This is a genomic window from Kosakonia sp. H7A (genome assembly GCF_003028445.1).
GTDB lineage: Bacteria > Pseudomonadota > Gammaproteobacteria > Enterobacterales > Enterobacteriaceae > Kosakonia > Kosakonia radicincitans.
In genome coordinates this window covers 147,641-169,189 of record NZ_PYTZ01000002.1, presented here as the reverse complement: position 1 = coordinate 169,189, position 21,549 = coordinate 147,641, and the positions used below count along the sequence as shown (strand labels likewise).

General features: G+C 54.0%; 27 protein-coding genes, 1 tRNA gene and 1 pseudogene. 2 read left to right on the top strand and 27 right to left on the bottom strand.

Annotated elements, in window-relative coordinates:
- The first annotated feature begins 4 nt into the window (after window positions 1-4).
- A complete protein-coding gene (gene yejM / locus CWM66_RS08790; RefSeq protein ID WP_007371138.1) occupies window positions 5-1,765 on the top strand; it encodes an LPS biosynthesis-modulating metalloenzyme YejM in 1,761 nt (586 codons plus the stop codon).
- 76 nt (window positions 1,766-1,841) lie between these two features.
- A tRNA-Pro gene (locus CWM66_RS08785) sits at window positions 1,842-1,918 on the top strand.
- A gap of 101 nt (window positions 1,919-2,019) precedes the next feature.
- Here the strand turns inward: CWM66_RS08785 and CWM66_RS08780 are convergent.
- The 27 genes and pseudogenes from CWM66_RS08780 to gpW form a co-directional block, all read right to left on the bottom strand.
- Window positions 2,020-2,403: a S24 family peptidase gene (locus tag CWM66_RS08780; RefSeq protein WP_107146548.1), complete on the bottom strand. Its 384-nt coding sequence runs from the start codon at window positions 2,401-2,403 to the stop codon at window positions 2,020-2,022.
- A gap of 2 nt (window positions 2,404-2,405) precedes the next feature.
- Window positions 2,406-2,645: a DNA polymerase V gene (locus CWM66_RS08775; RefSeq protein ID WP_107146547.1), complete on the bottom strand. Its 240-nt coding sequence runs from the start codon at window positions 2,643-2,645 to the stop codon at window positions 2,406-2,408.
- Window positions 2,646-2,848: 203 nt separating this feature from the next.
- Complete coding sequence (locus CWM66_RS08770; RefSeq protein WP_233218377.1) at window positions 2,849-4,411, bottom strand: phage tail protein; 1,563 nt, start codon at window positions 4,409-4,411, stop codon at window positions 2,849-2,851.
- Between the two features lie 75 nt (window positions 4,412-4,486).
- The gene (locus tag CWM66_RS08765; protein WP_158262943.1) at window positions 4,487-4,930 is read right to left on the bottom strand and encodes a tail fiber assembly protein; all 444 of its coding nucleotides are present in this window, start codon (window positions 4,928-4,930) and stop codon (window positions 4,487-4,489) included.
- Window positions 4,931-4,952: 22 nt separating this feature from the next.
- Window positions 4,953-5,189: a hypothetical protein gene (locus tag CWM66_RS28895; RefSeq protein ID WP_158262942.1), complete on the bottom strand. Its 237-nt coding sequence runs from the start codon at window positions 5,187-5,189 to the stop codon at window positions 4,953-4,955.
- 213 nt (window positions 5,190-5,402) lie between these two features.
- Window positions 5,403-5,549, bottom strand: coding sequence for a hypothetical protein (locus CWM66_RS29075; protein ID WP_199200037.1), 147 nt, complete (start codon window positions 5,547-5,549; stop codon window positions 5,403-5,405).
- A 49-nt stretch (window positions 5,550-5,598) separates the two neighbouring features.
- Window positions 5,599-5,805, bottom strand: a pseudogene (locus tag CWM66_RS29230) (hypothetical protein); the annotation flags it as partial.
- A gap of 48 nt (window positions 5,806-5,853) precedes the next feature.
- Window positions 5,854-6,447: a YmfQ family protein gene (locus CWM66_RS08755; RefSeq protein WP_107146545.1), complete on the bottom strand. Its 594-nt coding sequence runs from the start codon at window positions 6,445-6,447 to the stop codon at window positions 5,854-5,856.
- Complete coding sequence (locus CWM66_RS08750; RefSeq protein ID WP_107146544.1) at window positions 6,444-7,586, bottom strand: baseplate J/gp47 family protein; 1,143 nt, start codon at window positions 7,584-7,586, stop codon at window positions 6,444-6,446. Before CWM66_RS08750 ends, CWM66_RS08755 begins: the two co-directional genes overlap by 4 nt.
- Complete coding sequence (locus tag CWM66_RS08745) at window positions 7,576-8,028, bottom strand: phage GP46 family protein (RefSeq protein WP_107146543.1); 453 nt, start codon at window positions 8,026-8,028, stop codon at window positions 7,576-7,578. The genes CWM66_RS08750 and CWM66_RS08745 overlap by 11 nt, the downstream gene beginning before the upstream one ends.
- Window positions 8,021-8,596 (bottom strand): phage baseplate assembly protein, encoded by a 576-nt coding sequence (locus CWM66_RS08740; protein WP_233218376.1) that lies wholly within the window; start codon window positions 8,594-8,596, stop codon window positions 8,021-8,023. The genes CWM66_RS08745 and CWM66_RS08740 overlap by 8 nt, the downstream gene beginning before the upstream one ends.
- Before the next feature lie 7 nt (window positions 8,597-8,603).
- On the bottom strand, window positions 8,604-9,674 hold the full coding sequence (locus CWM66_RS08735; protein WP_107146542.1) for a phage baseplate assembly protein: 1,071 nt from the start codon (window positions 9,672-9,674) through the stop codon (window positions 8,604-8,606).
- Entirely contained in the window at window positions 9,671-11,071 is a 1,401-nt protein-coding gene (locus CWM66_RS08730; RefSeq protein WP_107146541.1) for a DNA circularization protein, read from the bottom strand. The genes CWM66_RS08735 and CWM66_RS08730 overlap by 4 nt, the downstream gene beginning before the upstream one ends.
- 46 nt (window positions 11,072-11,117) lie before the next feature.
- Complete coding sequence (locus CWM66_RS08725) at window positions 11,118-12,929, bottom strand: hypothetical protein (RefSeq protein ID WP_107146540.1); 1,812 nt, start codon at window positions 12,927-12,929, stop codon at window positions 11,118-11,120.
- Window positions 12,930-13,040: 111 nt separating this feature from the next.
- Window positions 13,041-13,352 carry a phage tail assembly protein gene (locus CWM66_RS08715; protein ID WP_107146538.1) on the bottom strand — a complete coding sequence of 104 codons (312 nt, stop codon included), beginning with the start codon at window positions 13,350-13,352 and terminating at the stop codon, window positions 13,041-13,043.
- 2 nt (window positions 13,353-13,354) lie between these two features.
- On the bottom strand, window positions 13,355-13,726 hold the full coding sequence (locus tag CWM66_RS08710; RefSeq protein ID WP_107146537.1) for a phage tail tube protein: 372 nt from the start codon (window positions 13,724-13,726) through the stop codon (window positions 13,355-13,357).
- Between the two features lie 2 nt (window positions 13,727-13,728).
- Complete coding sequence (locus tag CWM66_RS08705) at window positions 13,729-15,228, bottom strand: phage tail sheath subtilisin-like domain-containing protein (RefSeq protein ID WP_107146536.1); 1,500 nt, start codon at window positions 15,226-15,228, stop codon at window positions 13,729-13,731.
- Window positions 15,225-15,431 (bottom strand): DUF2635 domain-containing protein, encoded by a 207-nt coding sequence (locus CWM66_RS08700; RefSeq protein ID WP_107146535.1) that lies wholly within the window; start codon window positions 15,429-15,431, stop codon window positions 15,225-15,227. Before CWM66_RS08700 ends, CWM66_RS08705 begins: the two co-directional genes overlap by 4 nt.
- A 3-nt stretch (window positions 15,432-15,434) precedes the next feature.
- The gene (locus CWM66_RS08695; protein ID WP_107146534.1) at window positions 15,435-15,980 is read right to left on the bottom strand and encodes an ATP-binding protein; all 546 of its coding nucleotides are present in this window, start codon (window positions 15,978-15,980) and stop codon (window positions 15,435-15,437) included.
- Complete coding sequence (locus CWM66_RS08690) at window positions 15,977-16,330, bottom strand: hypothetical protein (protein ID WP_107146533.1); 354 nt, start codon at window positions 16,328-16,330, stop codon at window positions 15,977-15,979. The genes CWM66_RS08695 and CWM66_RS08690 overlap by 4 nt, the downstream gene beginning before the upstream one ends.
- Before the next feature lie 3 nt (window positions 16,331-16,333).
- Window positions 16,334-16,621 carry a hypothetical protein gene (locus CWM66_RS08685; RefSeq protein WP_107146532.1) on the bottom strand — a complete coding sequence of 96 codons (288 nt, stop codon included), beginning with the start codon at window positions 16,619-16,621 and terminating at the stop codon, window positions 16,334-16,336.
- 1 nt (window position 16,622) lies between these two features.
- Window positions 16,623-17,672 carry a major capsid protein gene (locus tag CWM66_RS08680; protein WP_107146531.1) on the bottom strand — a complete coding sequence of 350 codons (1,050 nt, stop codon included), beginning with the start codon at window positions 17,670-17,672 and terminating at the stop codon, window positions 16,623-16,625.
- Between the two features lie 104 nt (window positions 17,673-17,776).
- Complete coding sequence (locus CWM66_RS08675) at window positions 17,777-18,181, bottom strand: head decoration protein (protein ID WP_107146530.1); 405 nt, start codon at window positions 18,179-18,181, stop codon at window positions 17,777-17,779.
- A complete protein-coding gene (locus CWM66_RS28890; RefSeq protein ID WP_158262941.1) occupies window positions 18,181-18,786 on the bottom strand; it encodes a hypothetical protein in 606 nt (201 codons plus the stop codon). Before CWM66_RS28890 ends, CWM66_RS08675 begins: the two co-directional genes overlap by 1 nt.
- Window position 18,787: 1 nt before the next feature.
- A complete protein-coding gene (locus CWM66_RS08660; protein ID WP_107146528.1) occupies window positions 18,788-19,651 on the bottom strand; it encodes a S49 family peptidase in 864 nt (287 codons plus the stop codon).
- Window positions 19,648-21,285, bottom strand: coding sequence for a phage portal protein (locus CWM66_RS08655; RefSeq protein ID WP_107146527.1), 1,638 nt, complete (start codon window positions 21,283-21,285; stop codon window positions 19,648-19,650). The genes CWM66_RS08660 and CWM66_RS08655 overlap by 4 nt, the downstream gene beginning before the upstream one ends.
- Window positions 21,285-21,548 (bottom strand): gpW family head-tail joining protein, encoded by a 264-nt coding sequence (gene gpW, locus CWM66_RS08650; protein ID WP_036102357.1) that lies wholly within the window; start codon window positions 21,546-21,548, stop codon window positions 21,285-21,287. The genes CWM66_RS08655 and gpW overlap by 1 nt, the downstream gene beginning before the upstream one ends.
- Window position 21,549: the final 1 nt, after the last annotated feature.

Here is a 21,549-nt window from a genome sequence, read left to right as displayed (position 1 = left end):
GTCTATGGTGACCAATCGTCAGCGCTACCGTGAAAAAGTCTCCCAGATGGTAAGCTGGGGGCACTGGTTTGCGTTGTTCAACATTTTGTTGTCCATCGTTCTCGGTAGCCGTTATCTGTTTGTCGCCGACTGGCCGACTACCCTCTCCGGGCGTATCTATTCTTATCTCAGCGTGGTTGGGCATTTCAGCTTTCTGGTGTTCGCCACCTACTTGCTTGTGCTCTTCCCGCTGACGTTTATTGTAATGTCGCAGCGCCTGATGCGCGTGCTGTCCGCCATCCTTGCGACGGCGGGCATGACGCTGCTGCTGATCGACAGCGAAGTATTTACCCGTTTCCACCTGCATCTTAATCCTGTTGTCTGGGAACTGGTGATTAACCCGGACCAGAACGAAATGGCGCGGGACTGGCAGCTCATGTTTATCAGCGTGCCGGTGATCTTGCTAATTGAGATGTTATTCGCCACCTGGAGCTGGCAGAAGCTGCGCAGCCTGACGCGCCGTCGCCACTATGCCAAGCCGCTGGCCGCCTTTTTCTTCGTCGCCTTTATTGCCACGCATGTGATGTATATTTGGGCCGACGCCAATTTCTATCGCCCGATTACCATGCAGCGCGCTAACCTGCCGCTCTCTTATCCTATGACCGCGCGACGTTTTCTGGAAAAACACGGTTTGCTGGATGCGCAGGATTATCAGCGCCGACTGGTGGAACAAGGCAGCCCTGAAGCCGTCTCCGTACAGTACCCCTTAAGCGATCTGCGCTACGCTGATATGGGTTCCGGTCAGAATGTACTGCTGATTACCGTTGATGGCCTCAACTATTCACGTTATGAAAAACAGATGCCGCAACTGGCCAGCTTTGCACAGCAGAACGTCAACTTTACGCAGCATATGAGTTCCGGCAACACTGCTGACAATGGCTATTTCGGCCTGTTCTACGGCATCTCGCCGGGTTACATGGACGGCGTGCTGTCGGCGCGTATTCCGGCGGCGCTGATCACTGCCTTTAACCAGCAGGGTTACCAGCTTGGCTTGTTCTCTTCGGACGGCTTCAGCAGCCCGCTCTACCGCCAGGCACTGCTCTCCGATTTCTCATTGCCAGCCGCGCAAACGCAGAGTGACGAGAAAACCGCCTCGCAGTGGATCAACTGGCTGGAGCATTATGCGCAGGATGATAACCGCTGGTTCTCGTGGATTTCGCTGAACGGCACGGCGTCTCTGGACAGTTCGCAGCCAAACTTCGCGCGTAAATACAGCCGCGCGGCGGCAGATGTCGATGCGCAAATCGGGCGCGTGCTGGATGCGCTGCGCGCGACGGGCAAGCTGGACGATACGGTGGTGATTATTACCGCTGGCCATGGCGTTCCTGAAAGCAAAGCGGACGATAGTTTCGAATGGTCGCGTAGCCGGCTGCACGTTCCACTGGTCATCCACTGGCCGGGAACGCCGGCGCAGCGTATCAATACGCTGACGGATCATAAAGATGTGATGACCACGCTGATGCAGCGGCTGCTGCATGTCAGCACGCCAGCCAACGCCTGGTCACAGGGGCAGGATCTGTTTAACGTACCGCGCCGCCACAATTGGGTCACCGCGGCGGGCGGCGGCACGCTGGCGATAACCACGCCGGAGATGACGCTGGTGCTGAGTCCTAACGGCAATTACCATACCTGGAATGCGCAGGGTGAGAAGATCCGCGATCAAAAACCGCAGCTCAGTTTGTTGCTGCAAGTGTTAACGAATGAAAAACGTTTTATCGCTAACTGATTGATTAATTATGAATCACTCAGGTGCCCCTCTGCTTGCAATCAGCAACGAAAAGGGTACTATTAGCGCCACATGTCGGCACGTAGCGCAGCCTGGTAGCGCACTGTCATGGGGTGTCAGGGGTCGGAGGTTCAAATCCTCTCGTGCCGACCAAATTATCCCCAACTAAACCAGCCTCTTACGGCTGGTTTTTTTATTCCTGCGATTTGCTCAAGGTAAAACAAAGGTAAAATGAAGGTAAAACCCCTGACGTTTTACATCACCGGGCAGTCATCAAATTCCAGCGTTCGCATGTCGTTTACCGCGTGCGTGACCACACCAAAAACCCCGTCGTTCTCATCGACAGTTTCCGGATCTATTCTCTCCGCGCGGCCGTCATCCAGCCGTTCAAAATACCGGTAAGGATGCAGCCGGAATCTGCGCAGGTGGAATTCACCTGCCAGGCTGCACACCACCACTGATCCATCACACGGTGTCAGAGAACAATCGATAATGAGCAACGCCCCCTGTGTAATACCGGCGCGCCAGTATGTGTTACCAGCACGCATAAAATAGGTGGCGTGCGGATGCGCGATAAACTGCTTATCGAGAGAAATCCGGTCTTCGATGTAGTCCTGGGCAGGTGAAGGGAATCCCATAATTAGATCCCCCCGTTCGGGTTGAACATAAACCAGAGTCGGTCCTCGCCGTGATGCGGAGTGATGTCACGAAAATTACGGGTATACGACTTGATCCAGTCGTTCGCCTGCGCAAGCGTCCAGTCAAAATTAACGGCGGCAAGCTGGCGTACAAACTCGCCTGTCGTGACAACACGACGGCCTGAGGGCTCATAATGTATGGCCTGACGAAAAGCGAAAGGAATGTCCTGGCGTCGCGGCATGATCTTTACCTCCCATATACTGTTTTTATATACAGTAGTTTTACGCAGAAAAATGATCAAGAGGTAGAATGGGCCACCATCGGCTTAGCTGTGGTAATTATTCTTATCAGTGAATGGGTTGGCTTGATTGTAAATTTTCAGAGGAGGGTTTGACTGGATGAAATGCGAGCAAAGCCCGGTGCTGACCGGGCTTAATTTGTGGATTAAGCAATATCGTATGAGCAGTTGAAGTCGATGTAAGATGCCGTTGATGCAAAGCCATAAACATCAAACATGCAGGGATTAGTGTCCGATTTTGCAGATCTAACCCAGGCCTGAACAGGAATAGCATTGGCGCCAGGATTTACACCCGTGCCATGCACCGGAACATCCTCTTTTGGCAGCAATGCATTGGGAATTACAAAAGCTGGCCCGGCGGTACCTTTTATCAGCTTCCCACTTATAAAAACACGATGACCACAAACCACAGCACGGAAGTTTTTACCTGCTGTCCATCCATTTAAAAAATTTCCCTGAATGGCTGAAGGTAGGTCGCTAAAGTTACCCAAAGTGTTACCGTAGGCCGTCACATCATCTTTATTGAAACCATAGCCCCCGGTATATTCAACGCCATATTCACCATTCTCATTAGCAACAAGTCGCCCATGACTCAAGGTATTACCACCAAGAGAATAACCGCTTCTTGTATTGTTTTTTGAATAACCGTGCCCGATATCGATATAGGCTGAATTTTTATGAACCCGTATGCCTCCTGATGCAGCAGAAATAGCATGTTGACCAATGGTCCATCCCACACATCTTTCATTAATCTCAAGTGCGTAGTAATTGCCATATACCTCTACGGCAGAGAATATCCCGATATTAATGTTAGTTGTGTATCCATCGCTAGATCCTGCTGGGCCAAGGCCCCAGGCAGCGCCCTGAACTGCGAGTTCACCTATCGTTACCCTGTCAATGGTCTGTCCATCATGTGGATCATAAATACCGCCAATAGAAACATCCGGCCAGCCGGTATTATCTATAAGGCCAACCCTGATGCCGTCAAGATGGATGTCCCTGCATTTCGTGCCCGAGTCTGATTTCAGGATAAAACCGTCACCATATTGAGCATAGCAGTGAGACCAACCGCCAGTAATGTTCCAACCTTTTAGGGTAAGCCCATGATAACCGCCGATACATTCAACATATCCCTTGTAAACCCCGCCGGTTCTTTCTATTAAAATGCTATGGGTTCCTGGCTTTGATGAAATACCAACAGAGTTGAGTGTTTTAATGTTATTTATGTAGATATTTGCATTATCGCCAGCGTCATAGATATGAAGACAATCTTCATAGGTAACCGAGGGAAATACATTCTGTGAGACATAATTACCACAATCAATGCCAAGGTTTTCGATATGAAAACCTTTGGCCTTATTCATAATAAGACCCTGAATTATTGTTCCAGAGCCTGTTATGAACCGAGATTTATCATCAGCCAGTCTTGGCATTCCCATCCCTACAATAGTCAAATTCTCTATTGTATTTGTTATAGGATCCCCATCAGTATGGGTAGGCGAAACATAAAGTCCAGTAATGTCGTAAGGTTGCGATGTGCCACACCAGAGGACGCTCCCTGGCGTGGCAGACTGCAACGCGTGACGTAGATTCCCATTATAAGGTGGGTTATCCACTATCGTGAAGGAAGATGCGGCCACGATATCATCAGCTATTGCCATACTTGCACCAAAAAGACCGGTAGCCGCAAGAGCTGAATATTTGAACATATCTCTTCTGTTCATGTAACATCACTTAGTATGAAGGATATTAAGATCATCACCTTAAACTTAAGATGGTGTCAATCATTGCGGCGCGGAAGGCCATGTGACCGGCAATGAAGAGGTATCGACAGCCTGTAATTGCTTGATATAAGCGATCCATTCTGTCAGTGACACTTTATCCTGATCGCTGATGGTGCCGAGAAGTAATTCAGATTGCCACAGACTGATAGTGCTTTCTGCGGAACTAATCAGTGATGCTTTCATGACCTCAGCATTAGAAAGATCCTGTTCAGCTTTGGCTTTTTGCCCCGCATCAGTCAATGACCACGACAGGTTTTCAAAGATATATTCATACCCATCACATGGCTTTGAATATAATTTCCCCTGAAGGACTGCATCTCCAATTTTTACCGCGTCATTGCTGGTAACTTCCATTGTTTCAAAATCAGAGAACAGGTCTCCAGATCCGTCCCATTCGACCATATTCACGACAAGGCCGCCTTTAATCAGTGCAAATTTGCTCATAAGAGATATCACCATTCAATAATCACGATGCCAGGCATGCCGTTGCCACCATTACCACCAGAAAAAGTGCCGGGCGCAGATGAATAATGACCACCACCACCGCCGCCGCCACTACCGTAACCATACCCATCTGCACCGGGAACGCCATTTCCTGTACCAGTGCGCCCCGGAATACCACCACCACCGAACGGGCAGGATGCTCCCATCCCGCCCATAGCAATACCAGCGGTGGCATTTCCGTCGCAGCCCCAGCCACCATATGGATAACCAGAGCTGCCAGCGGCCCCTCCGGTTGAGGTCGTGCTGACCGTTCCACCGACTGCCGCTTGTATGTTTCCTGCGCCTATGAGTGTAATAAGGCTGCCAATAACCGTATTACCACCACCTGTTCCGTTACCACCATTACCACCAGAAACAGCAATACCACCCGTACCGCCAGTGCCTATCGTAATGGGAATAACCTGACCTGGTGTCACGGCGTATGGCTGCCGAATGATCGACTGTCCTGCCCCGCCACCGCCACCACCTGTACCGAATGTACTGCTTGCGCTAGCACCACCACCACCAGCTCCGCCACCACCACCACCTGCACAGCCAGAGAAAAAGAGGGTGTAGACATCAGGAGGAACTATGAAGCTGGTTGACGAAATAATCCTCTTAAATCCTCTCAGCTTATATAAAGCCTGAAGGACTTGAGTATTATCATTAACGTTAAGAATGAGTCCGGCCGACTCAACTAAATATGCCAGTTCTTCCTGTATGGCATTAAATGCAGCGGCGCGCAATCGTGTTGCCGCAACGCCCGCTGCAACACTGCCATCGGTATACTTACCGTCAGAGGTTGCGGTTACCTCTACTTGCCCGATTCGGAGCATAGATGATCCTCACTTTATTAAGCGATAAGGAGTGAAATAAGGGTTTTATTACAAATAACTGAAAAGAATATTCAGATGCGATGGGGCTATTTTGCTGATTGAACACTCAAGCTGTTTATTACCCCAGGAGGCAAGCGGATCACCACAATAGGCACCACCCGCGACGGCATAGTTGATTGTCGTTTCTGGTGCATTTATTCGCCAGGTAAACGGCCACTCATCACCATTCAGGGCATCACCACAGACAGACATCCCCGCCATCGCCGGGCGGAACTGCGTGATGGTGATCGTGTAGCCCAGTGCGGCGGCGACCTGTATGTAATAAGCGCGGTTCAGGCCGCCGGTGCTGATAAGCTTTGATACGACAGCACGCTGCCTGTCGCTGATACCACCGATTTCACTGATGGCACAGTCATCGGGCAGGCCCAGCGAGCTCTCCCACTCCGATAACATGATCGTTGCCGTTGGAGGAAATGCCCCGGCAATCAGGCGCTGAGCATCATTATCTGAGCGCTGGAATGAACTGGCCAGCGCGCGCAATACGGCCGCCTGTACAGAAGAGGAGACACGGGGCCACGCTCTGCCCGGCGGCATAAGCGCCTGAAGTGCTGAGGTGTAATTCTCAACAGAAAAAAGGCTCATACAAAGCTCACTGTACCCAGAACCGGGATTTCACCAACGTTAAAGGTGATATTTGCCGACGGCGAATTGAGAATATAGCCCGTCGTTCCGCTGACACTGCCGATCGCCAGATTGATATCAGACAGGTACACAATCCCTGTACCGTCCGGCTGAGCAGCATCAAAAAACAAATCTGTCAGCGCTGTTTTGATGGCTGCGACGGTGGTACTGTCTGCATCGTTCAATCCTGCGATGACCAGATTGATGGTCTTCTGGATCGGCGAACAGACGAAAACGATCGCCGTGTCGGTCTGGCGGGGGTAGATGTAATCGGCGACCGCAAGCTGATCGCCGGTGGCTTTTACCGCGCCCCAGTCCTCAAGCTGAGAAACACCATCTGTACCCACAGGAAAACCACCGTTGCTGTTGTTGTCGCACATGATGTACACGCCAACAGTGCCCGCACCGTTAAGGCGGCGCTTTACCCATGCGCGCGTGACGCCGGAAACTGCCAGCGCCCAGGATTTATAATCCGCATCGCTGCCACCCTGCGGGGGATTCTGAAATGCCAGCAACCCTCTGCTGCGAAAATCCTCTTCGTCTTCGATATCTGCGCCGCCGGTCGCGGCCACCAGCAGGGTTACCTGGTTTTCGATTCCCGGCGCGTTTGAATCGAGGGTGAGAATGGTTCCGGCGTCGGCATTTCCACTGGCCCCGCCACCCGTCACATCATCGCTGATGTCCGGGAGCACCGCCGTTACTGAGGCTGTGCCATAGCCTGTTGAGGCGATGATCAGTTCGGTATCCGTTGTGTACTGATAGCCGTCTGATCGGTTGAGAACAGTACCGGCGGACAGGGTGGCACCAGCCGTTCCTTTCGCCTGCGCAGAAGGCGACTGCGCGGCGCTGGCCGGTTTACGGTAAACGCTTTTCATCGCCATCCAGCCCGCCAGATTTTCATCCGTTGCATTGAATGGCGTGGACTGTTTTGCGATGTAATCCAGATAAGCATAGTGCAGATGCGCCATACCGGCATCCATGTCGGCCAGCACCTTCAGGTTGGAAAAACGCAGTAACTGGCCGACAGCTTCCAGCTCAGACTGCATAAAGGCGCGGTTCTGATCACGCAGTTCCGATAATGTGGCTCGTTTAAACGGCATTTATCTGTGACTCCCACACCCAGTAAAATTGTAATGTTTCCCACGCGTTGTTTTGCGGGATCAGGTAGCGGATAAAAAGATTGAGGCGGTTCGGGTAAACAATCCGGGCAACTGGTTCAATCTGTATTACCACACCGTCATCGACGAGCCATTTCAGGGCTTCACGCGCATATTCCTCGCTACGCAATGCCACCTCGCGGGTGAGCTTTTCACGCCGGATTAACCACAGACGGGATCCCAGTTGGCTGTCTTCTGTCGAATCCCCCCACCAGCCGCGGCGGTCGTTATCTTCATACGGATCATCAGCACGGGCCACACGATCGGTGAACAGACTGATGATGACGGCGGTCTGAAAATCGTCGCCGCTGGCAAGCGCGCCGGGGTTTGCCAGCCAGTCCGCATGCAGATCATCGACATTCCAGAGACTTTTAATATCAGCCATCAACAGGGCTCCCGGTTTTTTCCGACGTGACAGTACTGCTTCCCGACTGCACTTCTTTAACGTCGTGATCATGCTGGTTATAGGCATCACGCAACTGTTTAAGGGTGACGGAATTGGTGTCGCAGTTATCGATGATGTCCCCGGTACACAGGAGTTTCGGGGTGATAAATTTAGCCGTTTCGGTTGCTGTTGCGGTCAGGTTTCTGGCGTTATTAATCGTCACATCCTGCCCGGCCGCCTCAATGGTTATTCCGTCTTCGGTGAGCAGTATCGACAGCGCCCACTGGTTATAGACGACCGTTTCGCCGGGATTTAACCCGGTATGGCGATAACCCTGATGGCCGGAGGCAATAACCACCGGGCTTGAGCGATCACCGCCGACAAAGGCGATCACCACATCGCTGCCGACAGGCAGGCCGGAAGAAAAACCAAAATCGAGCAGGCGATGCGCGCTGGCGACTTCCAGCGGTGTCTGGTACTGAATTTGCTGCGCTGCACCGGCATCATCCTGCCCGGTCACCCGGCCGATGCCGAACATATTCGCAATGCGCGTCATTAAATTTGCCATGTCTTCCTCACTGGTTAAGCCCCGGAATGACCTGGTAAAACTCATAGGGCTGGACGGAGAACGCCGCAGGCGGCATCAGTGAAAGCTGGGCATGGGTACCGCGCTCATCCCGTAAAAATGTCACCTCAGCGATAAGCAATTCCGTGTTTTCCAGTTGCAGTGTCGGGAGGTTTACCGGGATCAGGGTGTTAGGCTCCCACAACTTCCCGGCGCTGTCGCGCCAGCTGTCGATGGTGACATTCAGTTGCTGCGACCTCCCGTAGCGCCGGTTCATCTCCCAGTCGATACAGTTTTGCGCCCGGTCTTTCGCCAGCATGGTGGATTCGACCAGAATAATGCGTTTGCGGTAACGCATACTCGCCGCGTCAGGATCGCGCGCCGTCGCCAGCGTGACCGAATCATACGCCGAGCCGGGCGCCCAGCCGGAGATGGGAGACACACCGAGAGAAACACCGACATAATCGGAGAAACGGTCGGCCATTGATTTGCGGTAATACGCATCCTCAACGTTAACCCCCTCTGCCACCCCGCTCGCGGCTTTCTTCGTCCCGACACGGGTAAGCAACAGGCTGCCGTCCGGTTTGTCGTAATAAAGAAGCGCCGCCCAGCGGCAGACCCGATCAATGATCTCCTGCGGCGACTCTCCCCAGTTAATCGTGAACTGCGGAACCGTCTGAAGATCGCCGACATCGCAATTCACTTTAATCCCGTAAAACGACGCCAGGCGCGTGGCGATGTCCATCACGGTGCAGTTGCTGATAACGTTGTTCGGCCACTCTGCTGAGCAGTCAACAAGATCCTCGCACTTCCCTCTTCCTGTCGCCCGTACCTCATGCCTTGCCCGGTTTATGGAAGGCGACCAGTCGTCCACATACCCGGTTATCACCAGGTCGCCGCCAATTTTTACATCACAGGTATTTCCCTCTTTTACGAGCTGCTTTTCGCCGCTTGCCGGGTAATAGTCCATCAGCCCGAGATCAAAGTCGGAGGGGAAACGCTCAATTCCCCGCGTGACGCGGACTGAGTCCCACCCGGAAATGATTTTTCCGTTAACTTCCAGCGTCACTTCATCCGTCATTTACGAAGCACCTTCATTTTTGTGGGCATAAAGGCAGGATGCGGAACAGATGTGGCGGCGATCAATTCACCGGCGCGCCCGGCATCCTGATACAGGCGGTTAGCCAGCGTGAGTGCAGGAAGGGACGCCCCGGAACTGAATTCAACCAGGTCAACAAGCCCCTGGGATGTGGTGCCCATTGTCGTGATAAACGACTCACGCAGATCGAGCAGCGCCTGATAAATGTCATCATCACCACGATCCGCCGCTTTCACCAGCGCCAGATCAAGCTGAGCAGAGACTCGCTCTGTGAGTGCGTCGGCCTCATCGCGGCTGCCCGGACTGGCAGAAACCGCCGCAGCCACCATCGCGCCGGAACACAGCACCAGAATGACCGTGTTTACGCTGTCGGCGACAGCCTGATCCGCACTGGCCTGCTGGTATTGCGTGCTCAGCGAGTTTGCCAGCGTTTCCAGCGCGCGCAGGCGCTCATTTACGCCGCCGGTGGCGTCCAGAACTGAGCCGACCACATCACTGACACGCTGCACAAACTCATCGATGGTGGCTGAATTATTAAGGGAAGAAACGCCATCAGAAATGTTCTTCCGATCCGTAATCGCCTGGGCCATAGTCTGTTTTACAAGCGCAGCGGGATCACTGGTGTCATCCGAGTCAGTTTGCCCGTTTGCTCCCGATGCCCCCCCTGTTGATCCCTGGCTGTAGCGGCCATAGCGGGTATTGCCGAATGTCGATTTCAGCGTGTTGCCGATATTGGTCACCTCGCTGATGGTACTTTCAACAGTATTCGTCCAGAAAGCGATCGTGTTTTTGATGGTTTTAATGCCCTGGGTGACGCCCCGGATTTCGCTTTTTATTCTGGCTATGGCACTGAGGACGGTTGTGCTGGCCAGCTTCAGATAGTTTGTTTTCACCCCCGTTACGGCGGCTGCCGTTGTCGTGACGGCAAACACCTTCAGCCCGGACTCGATACAGGTCAGGGTAAACTCGAAGGATCTGCCGCTGTTCAGGCTTTCGCCGATGCGAAGGCCATTTTCAGGAATGGATACCGTCATTTCCCCGAGCGTGGGGTGAATTAGCGTACCGGCATCTTTTGTTTCGCAGGCGGCGATTAACGCCAGGCGCTGCTGAATAACATCACCGCCGCCGTAGACCACACTGTCCTGGATGATAAAGCCACGAACGGTGATTTTACGGACACCGCGGCCCATATCTTCAATCCATGCGGTATCACGGTAAGGATATTCATGCACAGCCACACGCCTGCCGTGGCTTGTTTCCCCGGCAAGTACCGCGAAAGAAACGCCGCGAAAACTGGCCTGCCGCAGGGACTGATACCAGGGGGAGGAACCCGAATCCATACCCAGCAGCGATGAAAGTGCGTCGGTAACAATTGCCATCGGTTCTCCGGAAAGAAAAAACCCGCCAGAAAAGGTGGGCATGAAGTCAGTTAGTATTCATGGGGAAAACAACGCGACCGCCATTATTGACCGTTGCACTTTTACGCGCGCCCGTCTGGTCGTTTGTAATGGTCACATCCAGTTTCAGCGGGTTATCGTCAAAGGCCGTTTTAATGGCCTGGCTGATATCCCCACCAGCACCAGCGCTGCGCTGTTGCGCGAGGATGTTGCTGTCCCTGAGCCCACTCCAGCGGTCATCAAAAATAGCGCTACTGACACCCGCATCAAGCTGATCACGACTAAATGGCTGCGTCCCGTTTTCATGCTTAATCATTGCCGACATCAGATTTCGCAGTACGGCGGGATCATGAAGGTTCACGCGATCCTGAGCCTGATACCCCGTCGCTCTTGAAACATCATCAATGTAAGCGCTGGTGATATTTTCTTTGGTTGGCGCGTAGGTATGAAGAATGCCGCTGATGGAATTATTCCCGCGGTCGCCATACAGCATAAGCTGGCGAGCCATTGCCGCCAGGCCATCGGCGTCTGAGCCAAACTGCGGAAAACTGCCGTCATTCCCGACTGCATTCGGTGCGGCGCGGACGTTACCGGGATTGTGGTTGCGCAGCCCACGGGCATTATTGGGCTGCTGACCGTAAGGAACCGTTGAAACGCCGGGAACCGGCATTAAAGCCCCATTGAGATCCGACTGTAATTGCTCTGCCGCATTAACCGGCCGCATCCATTCGTTATAACGCTGGCGGAACCCGTCGGTCATCACCCCGAAATCGAGACCAACCTTATCCATCGTCCCCAGCGACTTATAAAACTCAGGGTTGTTATAGCCCCAGCGCAACTGATCGGCTTCTTTACCCCGCGTGGCGCCGAGAAAATGTGACAGGGAGATACTGTCGAGCCCGTTTGTCAGGATATCTTCAACCCCTTCCAGACCGTCTTTTACTGATCCGTCCGACAAAACAGCGCCGGAAATTTTCTGGCTGGTACGATTTTTCAGACCGTCCCAGGCGGCGCCCAGCTCATTAATGGTCTGGTTGAGTTCGGTAAGCTGGTTATTGATAGCCGGATCAACGGTCAGGCCAAATTTATCGGATTTGGCCAGCAGCTCTTTCAGGCGGTTTCCTTCCCGCATCAGTGACAGTGTTTCAGGGGTAAGCCCCAGCGCATCCGCCACGGTTTTTTGCATCTCCGGACGCAAACCGGGAAAAATTCGGGCGATGGACTCGATGGTTTTCAGTACATCAACGGTGCCATTTTTGTTTTTAACGATCTGCGCACCAATCTGGGACATGACCGCCAGCACACCCGAGTTATTCCCGGCGGCGGCATCGTTGAAGGTTTTAAACAGTCCCTCAACCGACGCATGTGCCGCCTGGCTGTCAGCGCCGAGTATCTGCATGGCACCGGAAAGGCGTGAAAAATCATCGACGCGCATCCCGGCATTTTTAGCGGAAATATCCAGATCGTAGGCACTGCGTGCTGCCTGCTTCAGCGCATCGGCGGCGGCCATACCGCCTTTCGCCAGGCCATAGGCGGCAGCACCGGCCAGCCCAAACCGGCCTGCCGTGCCACCAAATTTAAGACCAAGCTCCCCTACCATTTTCAGCGGGGGAACTATATCGCCAATAAACTGAACATTGTCCCGCGCGGCGCGGGACATGTTCGACAGGCGGCTGGTCAGCCCATCCAGCTTATCATCGGATTCCTGGCCGCCGAATTTGAGCCCCTGCCGGGTTTGCTCAATCTGAGGATTCAGCTTCTTTAGCGCTTCATCAATACGGATGATGGTCGCTGTGGCCTTATCCCCGGCAGTCAGTTCAAAATCAAACGCGTTACTCATCAGCAGGTTTCCGTCTTATCTGGTTAATACGCTTCGCCTGATTCACCCACCACATCAGACGATCGAGCGTCATCCCCCACGCCCGTTCATCTGACCAGCCAAAATAAGCCGTTATGTCTGCGGCTCGTTCTTGCCAGAGGGTGAGGATCTCCAGGTCAAAAAACCCAGGAGATAGTCCTCGCACTTCCGGTAATCAATAAAATCCATTCTTTGCAACACAGTTTCAGGAATGCCGCCGGAAGTCAGCGCGATCAGTAAGCGCATGGCGGCAAGAGAGGATTTTGCCGCCTGCTTTTCGTAGAACTGTTCAGCCTGGAAAAGCGTGGGCGCCCGCAACGTCAGCGATTCATAACGAATATTCTGAACAGTGTCTTCGAAGGGAACATCCAGGGGGATTTCTTTAAGTCGTTCAATCTCGGCCATGATCAGCTCTCCGTCACATCTGCGCCTTCCCAGCGCACATCAAAGGTTGCTTCTTCGCTTTCAACTTCCTGGACATTGACCGTCCAGAGTGACCTGCCAATGATCGTCTTGCCGTTGGCCAGTTCCGCCACCACGTTGACGTTAGTCTGCCCGTTAAAGCCGGAAACCGACGTTCCACCGCTGTCACGGACCTGACACGATATATATCCGACAACGGGTTTTTCTTTATATCCATGCGGACCATCCATGCCCGTCAGAGAGGAACGATTGACCTTCGATGGGCTGTATTTAAATTGTCCGACAACCATAATTGTCACCCCATCGACAGTGACATAGGCTGTCCCGGCAAGGCGGTTTGAAGTATCTCCGGCCATGGTTATGCTCCTGTGCTCGCCTGGAGGCGGAACTGGTTAAGCAGCGCGAAGATGCGCAACTGATTGATGAGTGTCCCGGTCCACAGGACATCGACGCGGTTCGGGTTACTGGCGTTTTGTTCCACGATAAGCCCGGCGGCAAACCCGGCCGAATCCTGGACGTAACCCTGGTACTCCAGCGTCTGGTACTGGGCAATCTGATCCGCGCGGATGATATTGGGCGTGACGATCGCGGCGCCCGGCGCAAACCGCGTACCGTTGGCGGCCAGTTTCATACGACCAAAACGGCTGGTTACCTGTGTGCGCAGGAAACGAACCACGAAAACCAGAGTAAACAGCGTTTCAACCTGCAGATAGCTGTCGTCCTCGTCGCCATAGCTGTTTTTCTGATACGTGGTGATCAGGTTTTCAATGCGGACCGTACCATCGTCATCCACCGTGAACGTTGAAATACCGCTGTACAGCAGATTATTACGCTCAGTAAGTTCAAACCGGTCTTCCAGCGCCGGAGCCAGCACACCGGAAATCGCCAGGCTTTGCAGGGGGCGACCTGGATCATTACGCAGGCTGACGGCTGCCGCGCCGGTGTAACCTGCCGACCAGACCCACGGGGGAGAAGGCGACTTGTTCACGCCCATCATGGTTTCATGCTGGTTATTACGCGATTCCCCCTTCGTCCCCAGCGTCGCATAGGTGCCGGTTGTTGTGGTAAACGTGTGTCCATAGAGTTGCTTCTCCCATGACCAGCGACCGCCGCTGTCGGACAGAAACGCTTTCAGTGCATCAAGGGAGGTGGTGTCATCGTAGGCGCTGACGATGAAGTCAAACGCCCGGTCCTGAAGGTTAGCCAGCGCACCGGTAATATCCGGCGCACCGGCACCACCGGCCATCGGGGTGATCGTCAGAACGAGACCAGCCGGAGTGGCTTCACCACCCGGAGTGCCTTCAAAATTCAGGCGGATATCAATGCTGTTGCCCTGTGAACCAAGGTTTTTCGCCAGCAGCGTAATGGTGTCGGTCGCCGCTGTGGCAGTAACGGGCAGCGATGTTTTGGCATTGATCGCCGCCGCCAGCGAAGTGGCAATGCCTGCGACCGTGTCTGTCGCCACAACGGTCAACTGAACACGAATGCCTGCAATATAGAGCGAAATAACCCCGGTATCCGTTGGCGCGCTGGCAACTTTAATCGTGCCATGCGCCGCAACCATTGACCCGGAATCTTCCTCCAGCGGCAGGATCCAGATTTCGGCGGCTGAGTCATTGGCCTGATACCCCGTCATCATGGCATGCAGGAGGCTGCCCTTCCCGGCCAGTTCGCCGACGGTATTGGGCGATGACACACGCTCAGGAATGCCTGCGGTCGCCGTACCGGCGGACAACATGCCGCCGATAAGTAACGTCCGCTGCGTCGCGGTCGCCGTGTTTGCCATTGAATTATCAAACTCGACGTAAAACAAAGGGGCGCGCAGGTTATTGGGTACACGTGCAAACGGGACTGTCATTCTGTGTCTCCCTCATTTTTAGCTGTCGTTGACTTTGCCGTGACCACAGAGGTGGTTACAGGTTTTTCAGTGATGGAAACATCACCATCACGCACCCGGCGGCGCCAGAAAATAGTGTCCGGGACTTCCGTGCCCTCTGCGGGCAAAGGGGAGCCCTTGACGGGATCGCGAACGCTGAGCCCGTCTTTCGGTTTTACAAACATGGGTTACTCCTGAAGGTTAATATTTGCGCCGGGCACGGGTGTGCCGTCGGGCATCTGAACCCGAATATCGATGCCCTCAAGCGGCACGGATTCAACCGGATAAAAATCCTCTGGCCCCTGGTAATATTCGATGTCGATTTCATAAAGAAGCTGGCCGAGGTGCGCTTCTCCACCGGCACCGACATTGATGGTTGAACGGATTTCGCGGAACTGCTGAATAACCCGTGTCAGTTCATAACTGTTAACGACAGCCCGATCGATTTGCTCGCGCAGGGCTTCAAGCGCCAGTTCGGCTTCCAGCGCGCCATCGTCAGCAGTTTCACCGTCATATTCCTGAAGGCGGCCGGAAATACGAACCGTGGTTATAGTGGTAAAAGCAGGGGTATTACGCCCCTGCGAATGTTTGTTATCAAAAGGAGTCTGCACCAGCAGGCACGGGTATAAATCGCGGTTAGTGGGAAAGTCGCGGGGGGAAAACACATTTTCTCCGGCGCTGGTCTTTCCCTTCAGCGCATCCACCACCAGCTGGCGAACATGGGCTGCATTCATTTTGCCTTCACTATCTTCAGAACCAGTTTCATGCCGCCGTGGCTGTCCGGCTGTACATCAGCAATATTAAAGAGCTGATTCACCGCCACGCCGCCGACAATCTGAATAAGCACGCGATCCCCCTGTACCGGCATGGAATGCCCGGAAAACTCAGCATCACGCACACCGAGCACCGGATTTGTGGTGTTGATTTCCGCACTGCCATCAAGGTTTTCAGACGCCTGAACGTAGCCGCGATCAAAAACCCCGTTCACAGGGAACGGGGTTCCATTTTTTGGCCGGTATTCATGTTCATCGCCGAAAACATGATGCAGGGGAGCAAGAAGGTGCTCATCCCAGTTAACGCCCATACCTTACTCCGATGTCACACTGACCGAAGGCTGGGCGGAGAGTACGCGCTGGCGAAGCTGCTCAATATCACCGATAACACCGGCTTTGAGCAGCCGCGCAGCATCCGCACCTGTTACCGGAATAGTCATGTTTTCACGATAAATTTCACCGTCATGACGAACATGGTTGCCTTTTAGCACCACGTATTCCGTTTCCATTTCCGCATCAGGTTGACTGTTTTCGCCAGCGGCGTTCAGATCCTCATTACCTTCACCACCAGCATTCAAATCTTCATTAACTTGTTTTGCCATGTCACACCACCGTTGCGCAGAGAGAAGCGTTTACCCGGCTCGGGATAACCAGCGGCGCAGACTGCATCATCAGTAAGCGCTGGGCCGGATCTTCTTTCACCCAGGTTTTAGGAGCGAAAGCGAGAGGGCCGTAATTGAATGCAGGATCGAGAATGACGCCAAAGGCGCGCGTCCCCATCAAATCTGCACAGCTCATGAGAACGGCACCATCCGGGATCAGCGGCTTTTCAACGCCATCAGCGGGGTCAACTGCCCAGTCGTTATACAGCCAGAGGTCAAAGTTACCCCAGCGCCCCTTATAGACGGCACCTTTCTGAATTTGCGCGCCAGCATTGATCTGGTTGCCAAACGGACTCAGGGCCGGAAAGGTGATGGCGTTGTCCTTGATCGTGGTATCCAGCCGGAATGCACGCCAGGCCGAATTGGTGAATACCAGATCTGTCGGAACTGCACCGGATTCTTTCAGAAACTGCGTTTGCCAGACTTCAATGTCATCAGATGGCTGAGTGTTGGTAGCACCAGTGGCAACCGTCAACGGCCATTTATCAGACCCACTGAGGGTAATAGTCAGATCTGCAGATCGACCAAAATCCACCACCTTGGTTTCATACCCTTCACCGGAAACAGTGACCGTACCCGATACCAGTGCGCTGGCTGCCATCCATTCCAGTCGGCGGTTAATCATGTCGATCTGGTCCGCCATCTCGAACTGGAGATTCAGCATCTCGCGTTCGGCAGCGGTATATTCGCCACCAATACGTTCACCAATCTGGCGGCGAATGGGTTTACGAAGATCAGGCGCACGCTTATCTTTGATGTAAGCCGGTTTGAAGGTATTGGTCTGGTATTTGCGTGATTCAACCAGTTTACCTTCCACCAGCGGAGACACGAATGGCGCCATACGGCGGACACCCACATCCACATCAATCGCAACTTCTTCCGTTTCGTAGGTCACTACGTTGGGGAAAAAGCGGTCCAGCAACCAGTTCTGGCTGAGTTTCAGGTTAGGAACCACCTGTACCAGCACGCTGGTATCGAAAATGTTATTCATATGCGATCTCTTGATGATGCCGGTTATCACACCGGCATAGATTTAAAATGAGCGCAGCCCTGCCGCATGCGGCAAAAGGTAAGCGGTGAGTCAGTGTGGAAAAATCAGGAGGTGGCCACGGGGGCCGGGATACTGCCACGCAGGAAAATAGCCAGAGGACGTAAGGCCACTTTCATTTGTGCGATCGTCCAGGAATTATCGATGGTAACGTAATTCTGGTTGAATTCGCCCATCAGATACACGCCGCCGGTCTGGTCAGATGTTGATGCGTCAACGTCATCCACCAGAATGGCTACTGGTGTTTGGCTGCCATCGGTCGCCGTTTTAACACAATGCGTATATTTACCACTGGCGGTGATCGCCCCCAGGACGGTTCCACGCTTGTACGGGCCGCCGGTAATTGTCACGCTGTCAGTCACTAACTGAAGTGTGCCGGCGATAAGCTGATCCGGCACGAACAACGAACTGTTCATGCCCGGCACAAACGGGTTTGTTCCAAACTGATCCATTATTTACCCCCTGCGGCACCACGGCCGGTTGCACTGTCATAAAGGCCCATCATCTGTGTTGCCAGGCCTGCGTTACTGCCGGTTTTCTGAGTGCCATCTTTGCCCAGGCGGACCTGTTCGGCATCCTGCATGCGCTCATCAAGAGAACGGCGACCGTTGCCCTGCGGCTGTTGAGGGCGATTGCTCCGCAGCACATCAACGGCAGCGGCGGAACTCATGCCGGTATTGAATGCCAGCGATGCGGCCAAAGAGACATTGCTTACGGCATATTTGCTGGCGAAAATACGGGCGCAACGACGGCGCTCAGCCTGACGCGCCTGGCGGCTGGCTTTGTCGTCTTTGCGATTATCGCCGTCGTCGTCTTCCGGATCAGTGTCGTCATCGTCTTCGGCATCAACGTCGTCATCGTCGTCTTCGGCGTCGTCCTTGCGATCGTCGTCTTCGGCATCAATGTCATCATCGTCGTCTTCAGCGTCGTCCTTGCGATCGTCGTCTTCGGCACGACCTTTTGCCTTACCGGCTTTTCTGGATTTTTCCTCATCCTCTTCAGCCGCGCGCGGGCCGCCAAAGAAGTGAGCAAAATTAAACGGTTTATTTTTAGCCATATCAGGCTCCTGTTAATTTCAGTAAATTTCGAAACGCCGCATCAGGCGTCATGACCATATCTGCCAGCCCCAGCGCGACGCCATCCGCAGCCATAAAGCAGGCCGCTTCGGTGTCACGCACCACCTTTTCTTTCATCCCCCGGTTGCGGGCGACCGTACTGACAAATAATTCCCCCATCGCATTGATATCGTGCTGAATAGCGGCAAACGCGGTATCTGACAGCGGCTGATAGGGATTAGACTCGGCTTTACGGTCACCGAACGTGATGATCGTGACAGCCACACCGGCATTTTTAATCTGTTGTGACCAGTCAACGTGCATCGTGATCACCCCAACCGAACCCACCCCACCGGTTCGCGGAACGCAAATACAGTCGGCGGCGCTCGCAATGGCATACGCCGCGGAATAGGCGCTTTCCGTGAGAATGGCGTGAATGGGTTTCTTCCCGCGGGAGTTGTAAATCACATCCACCAGATCAAAACACCCGGCCACCTCTCCGCCGGGCGAATCGATATCCAGGCAGATGGCTTCCACTTCAGGATCATTTAACGCGGTTAAAAACGCCTGGCGGATCCCGTTATAGCCCGTCATGCCGCTGTACGGTCGCAGGCTCCCCAGTTTCTGCACCAGCGTCCCCTGAATGGTGATAACGGCCACCCCTGAGACATTGTCATAACCGGGATCAGAACGGGTTTCCCGCTGGCTGCTCCAGTCGTAGCCGTCGTCATCCTCCATCACAAAATTTGACTCAATCCGGGTGATGCCCAGCCGGTCGGCCAGCGCTGCCATCACGACTTCGGCCTTTTTGGGATGGATGGCCAGCGGCGTGTTAAACAGCCGCTGCGCTAAATACGGCAGATTCATTTTTCCTCCGGATCAGTAATTGTCTGGCTGGCGAACTTGTCCGCCTGCGCCCAGCTTGGGAGTGGAAGCCCACGTTTGAGGCATGATTCGATTTCGCGCTGGCGCTGATCAAGGACTTCTTCCCAGTCTTCCCCGACGTTTTCCCCGACCTCAATTTCAAGCGTGGAAAGCCCGGCATCCAGACCAAGAATGGCCCCTTTTTTCTCTGCAACCGGATCCACCCACCCTCGACCCGGCCCCATCCAGCGGGCGCGGGAGTAGGCTGCACGCGCATCAACGAAATCAGGTGCGCCAGCAGGCAGCGGCAGATCTTCGTTATCGTGAACCTCTTCAACGAAAGCGGTAAGCACCGGCTGCGCCGTCCCCATGGAAAAATCATCACGGCGACGCGTCAGTGTTTTCCAGGCTTCAAGCAGGGAAGAACGTGCGGAACTGTAGTTAACATCAGACCAGTCCTGCGTCACCTGCTGTGGCGATAACCCGGTTCCAGATGAGAAATTACGCAGGACCGCAGATTCAAACACTTCAAAATTGCTGTAAGGGCGCGCGGCATTGACCGTCGTAATTTTTTCACCGGGGTACAGAATGGGCATACGGGCACCGTTCTGAAGTGTCAGCCGCCGATCATTGTGAAATTCTATGCGCCCGTCCTGGTAGGCCCCCAGGCTGCTGTCATCGAAGCTTTCCCCCATGGCAGCCTGCACCATTTCAGAGTCGTAAGGCGACTCGATATAGGCGGCGAAAATGGCATTAAGGATCGCCGCTTCCAGCTCGCTCTGGTCATATTTGACCAGCATTTTCAGGCGCTGAACCACAGGCGTCAGAATGCCGTTTCCCCTGTGTTGCGCACCACGTTCATGGTCAAAATCATGCACAACGTGTGGGCGACCCCAGGCGGTTTCGCGCGGAATACGGCGCCACGTCAGCGTTTTTGCACCACTCCACCAGTCACCAATATGGGCCTCGCGGATGTGATAGGCGATCGGCGCGCCGTCAGCGTCAATCTCAACGCCACCACGAATATTCGGCAGGTCAAAATTCTGCTGCGGGTTACTGAGCCTGTCAGGATCAACCACCTGTACGGTAGTGGCATATCTGCCCCGGCCGCGTCCAAGCCTGTCGGTGCGGTACTGCAACACCAGCAAAGCATCGCCATCGATGAGCTTGTGGCGAAACGCCAGGCGCAACATCTGCGGAACAGTGAGCTTGCGCTCCACATCGCAATAACGCCCCGTGTCATAAGCCCAGGTTCGCCAGTGCGCCTCCAGCGCCTTGCCGTATTCTTCCGCCCAGGTTGAATCGAAGGTTTTTTTCCCGGTCATCATTCTGAGCACGCGATAATCGGGCTTCATGATCGGGCGAAAATTGGCCCCGACGGCATTATCGAGCAGGCGGGTTACTGCGCCGCTGGCCCAGCCATCGTTGCGCACCAGGTCGCGCGCGCGGGCAACGATGCGATCCCGGTAAATATTGATTTCGTTGTCAGGCGACCACAACGCAGGCTGCCAGTTTGCCAGCTGATCGCTGAACGAATCGGCGGCGTCATACGGAACACGGCCACCACTGGTGAGCATGGAGGGGCGGCTCTGCCGGAAAGGTGTCCCGTCCGGCCCGAGAATTTGCACTTTGTTCATCAGAATCTGAACCTCACAGGTTTTCTCGGACGGGCCACAATGCCAAGCTGCGCCTGGAGCAACTGTATCAGCGCCAGCAGGTCGGCAAGGGAACTTTGCTGATAAGAGACCGAGCGGGTGCCGTCTCCCTGTGAGTAGGAAAACGAAACACCGCGGCTGCCGGTCGTTAAATCGATATACGCCTGCTGGGCTTTCGCCAGCGCATCCCTGAGTTGCTCATCCGTCATCGCGCCCGCAAGTAAACTGGTGTTCCGGTTAAACATG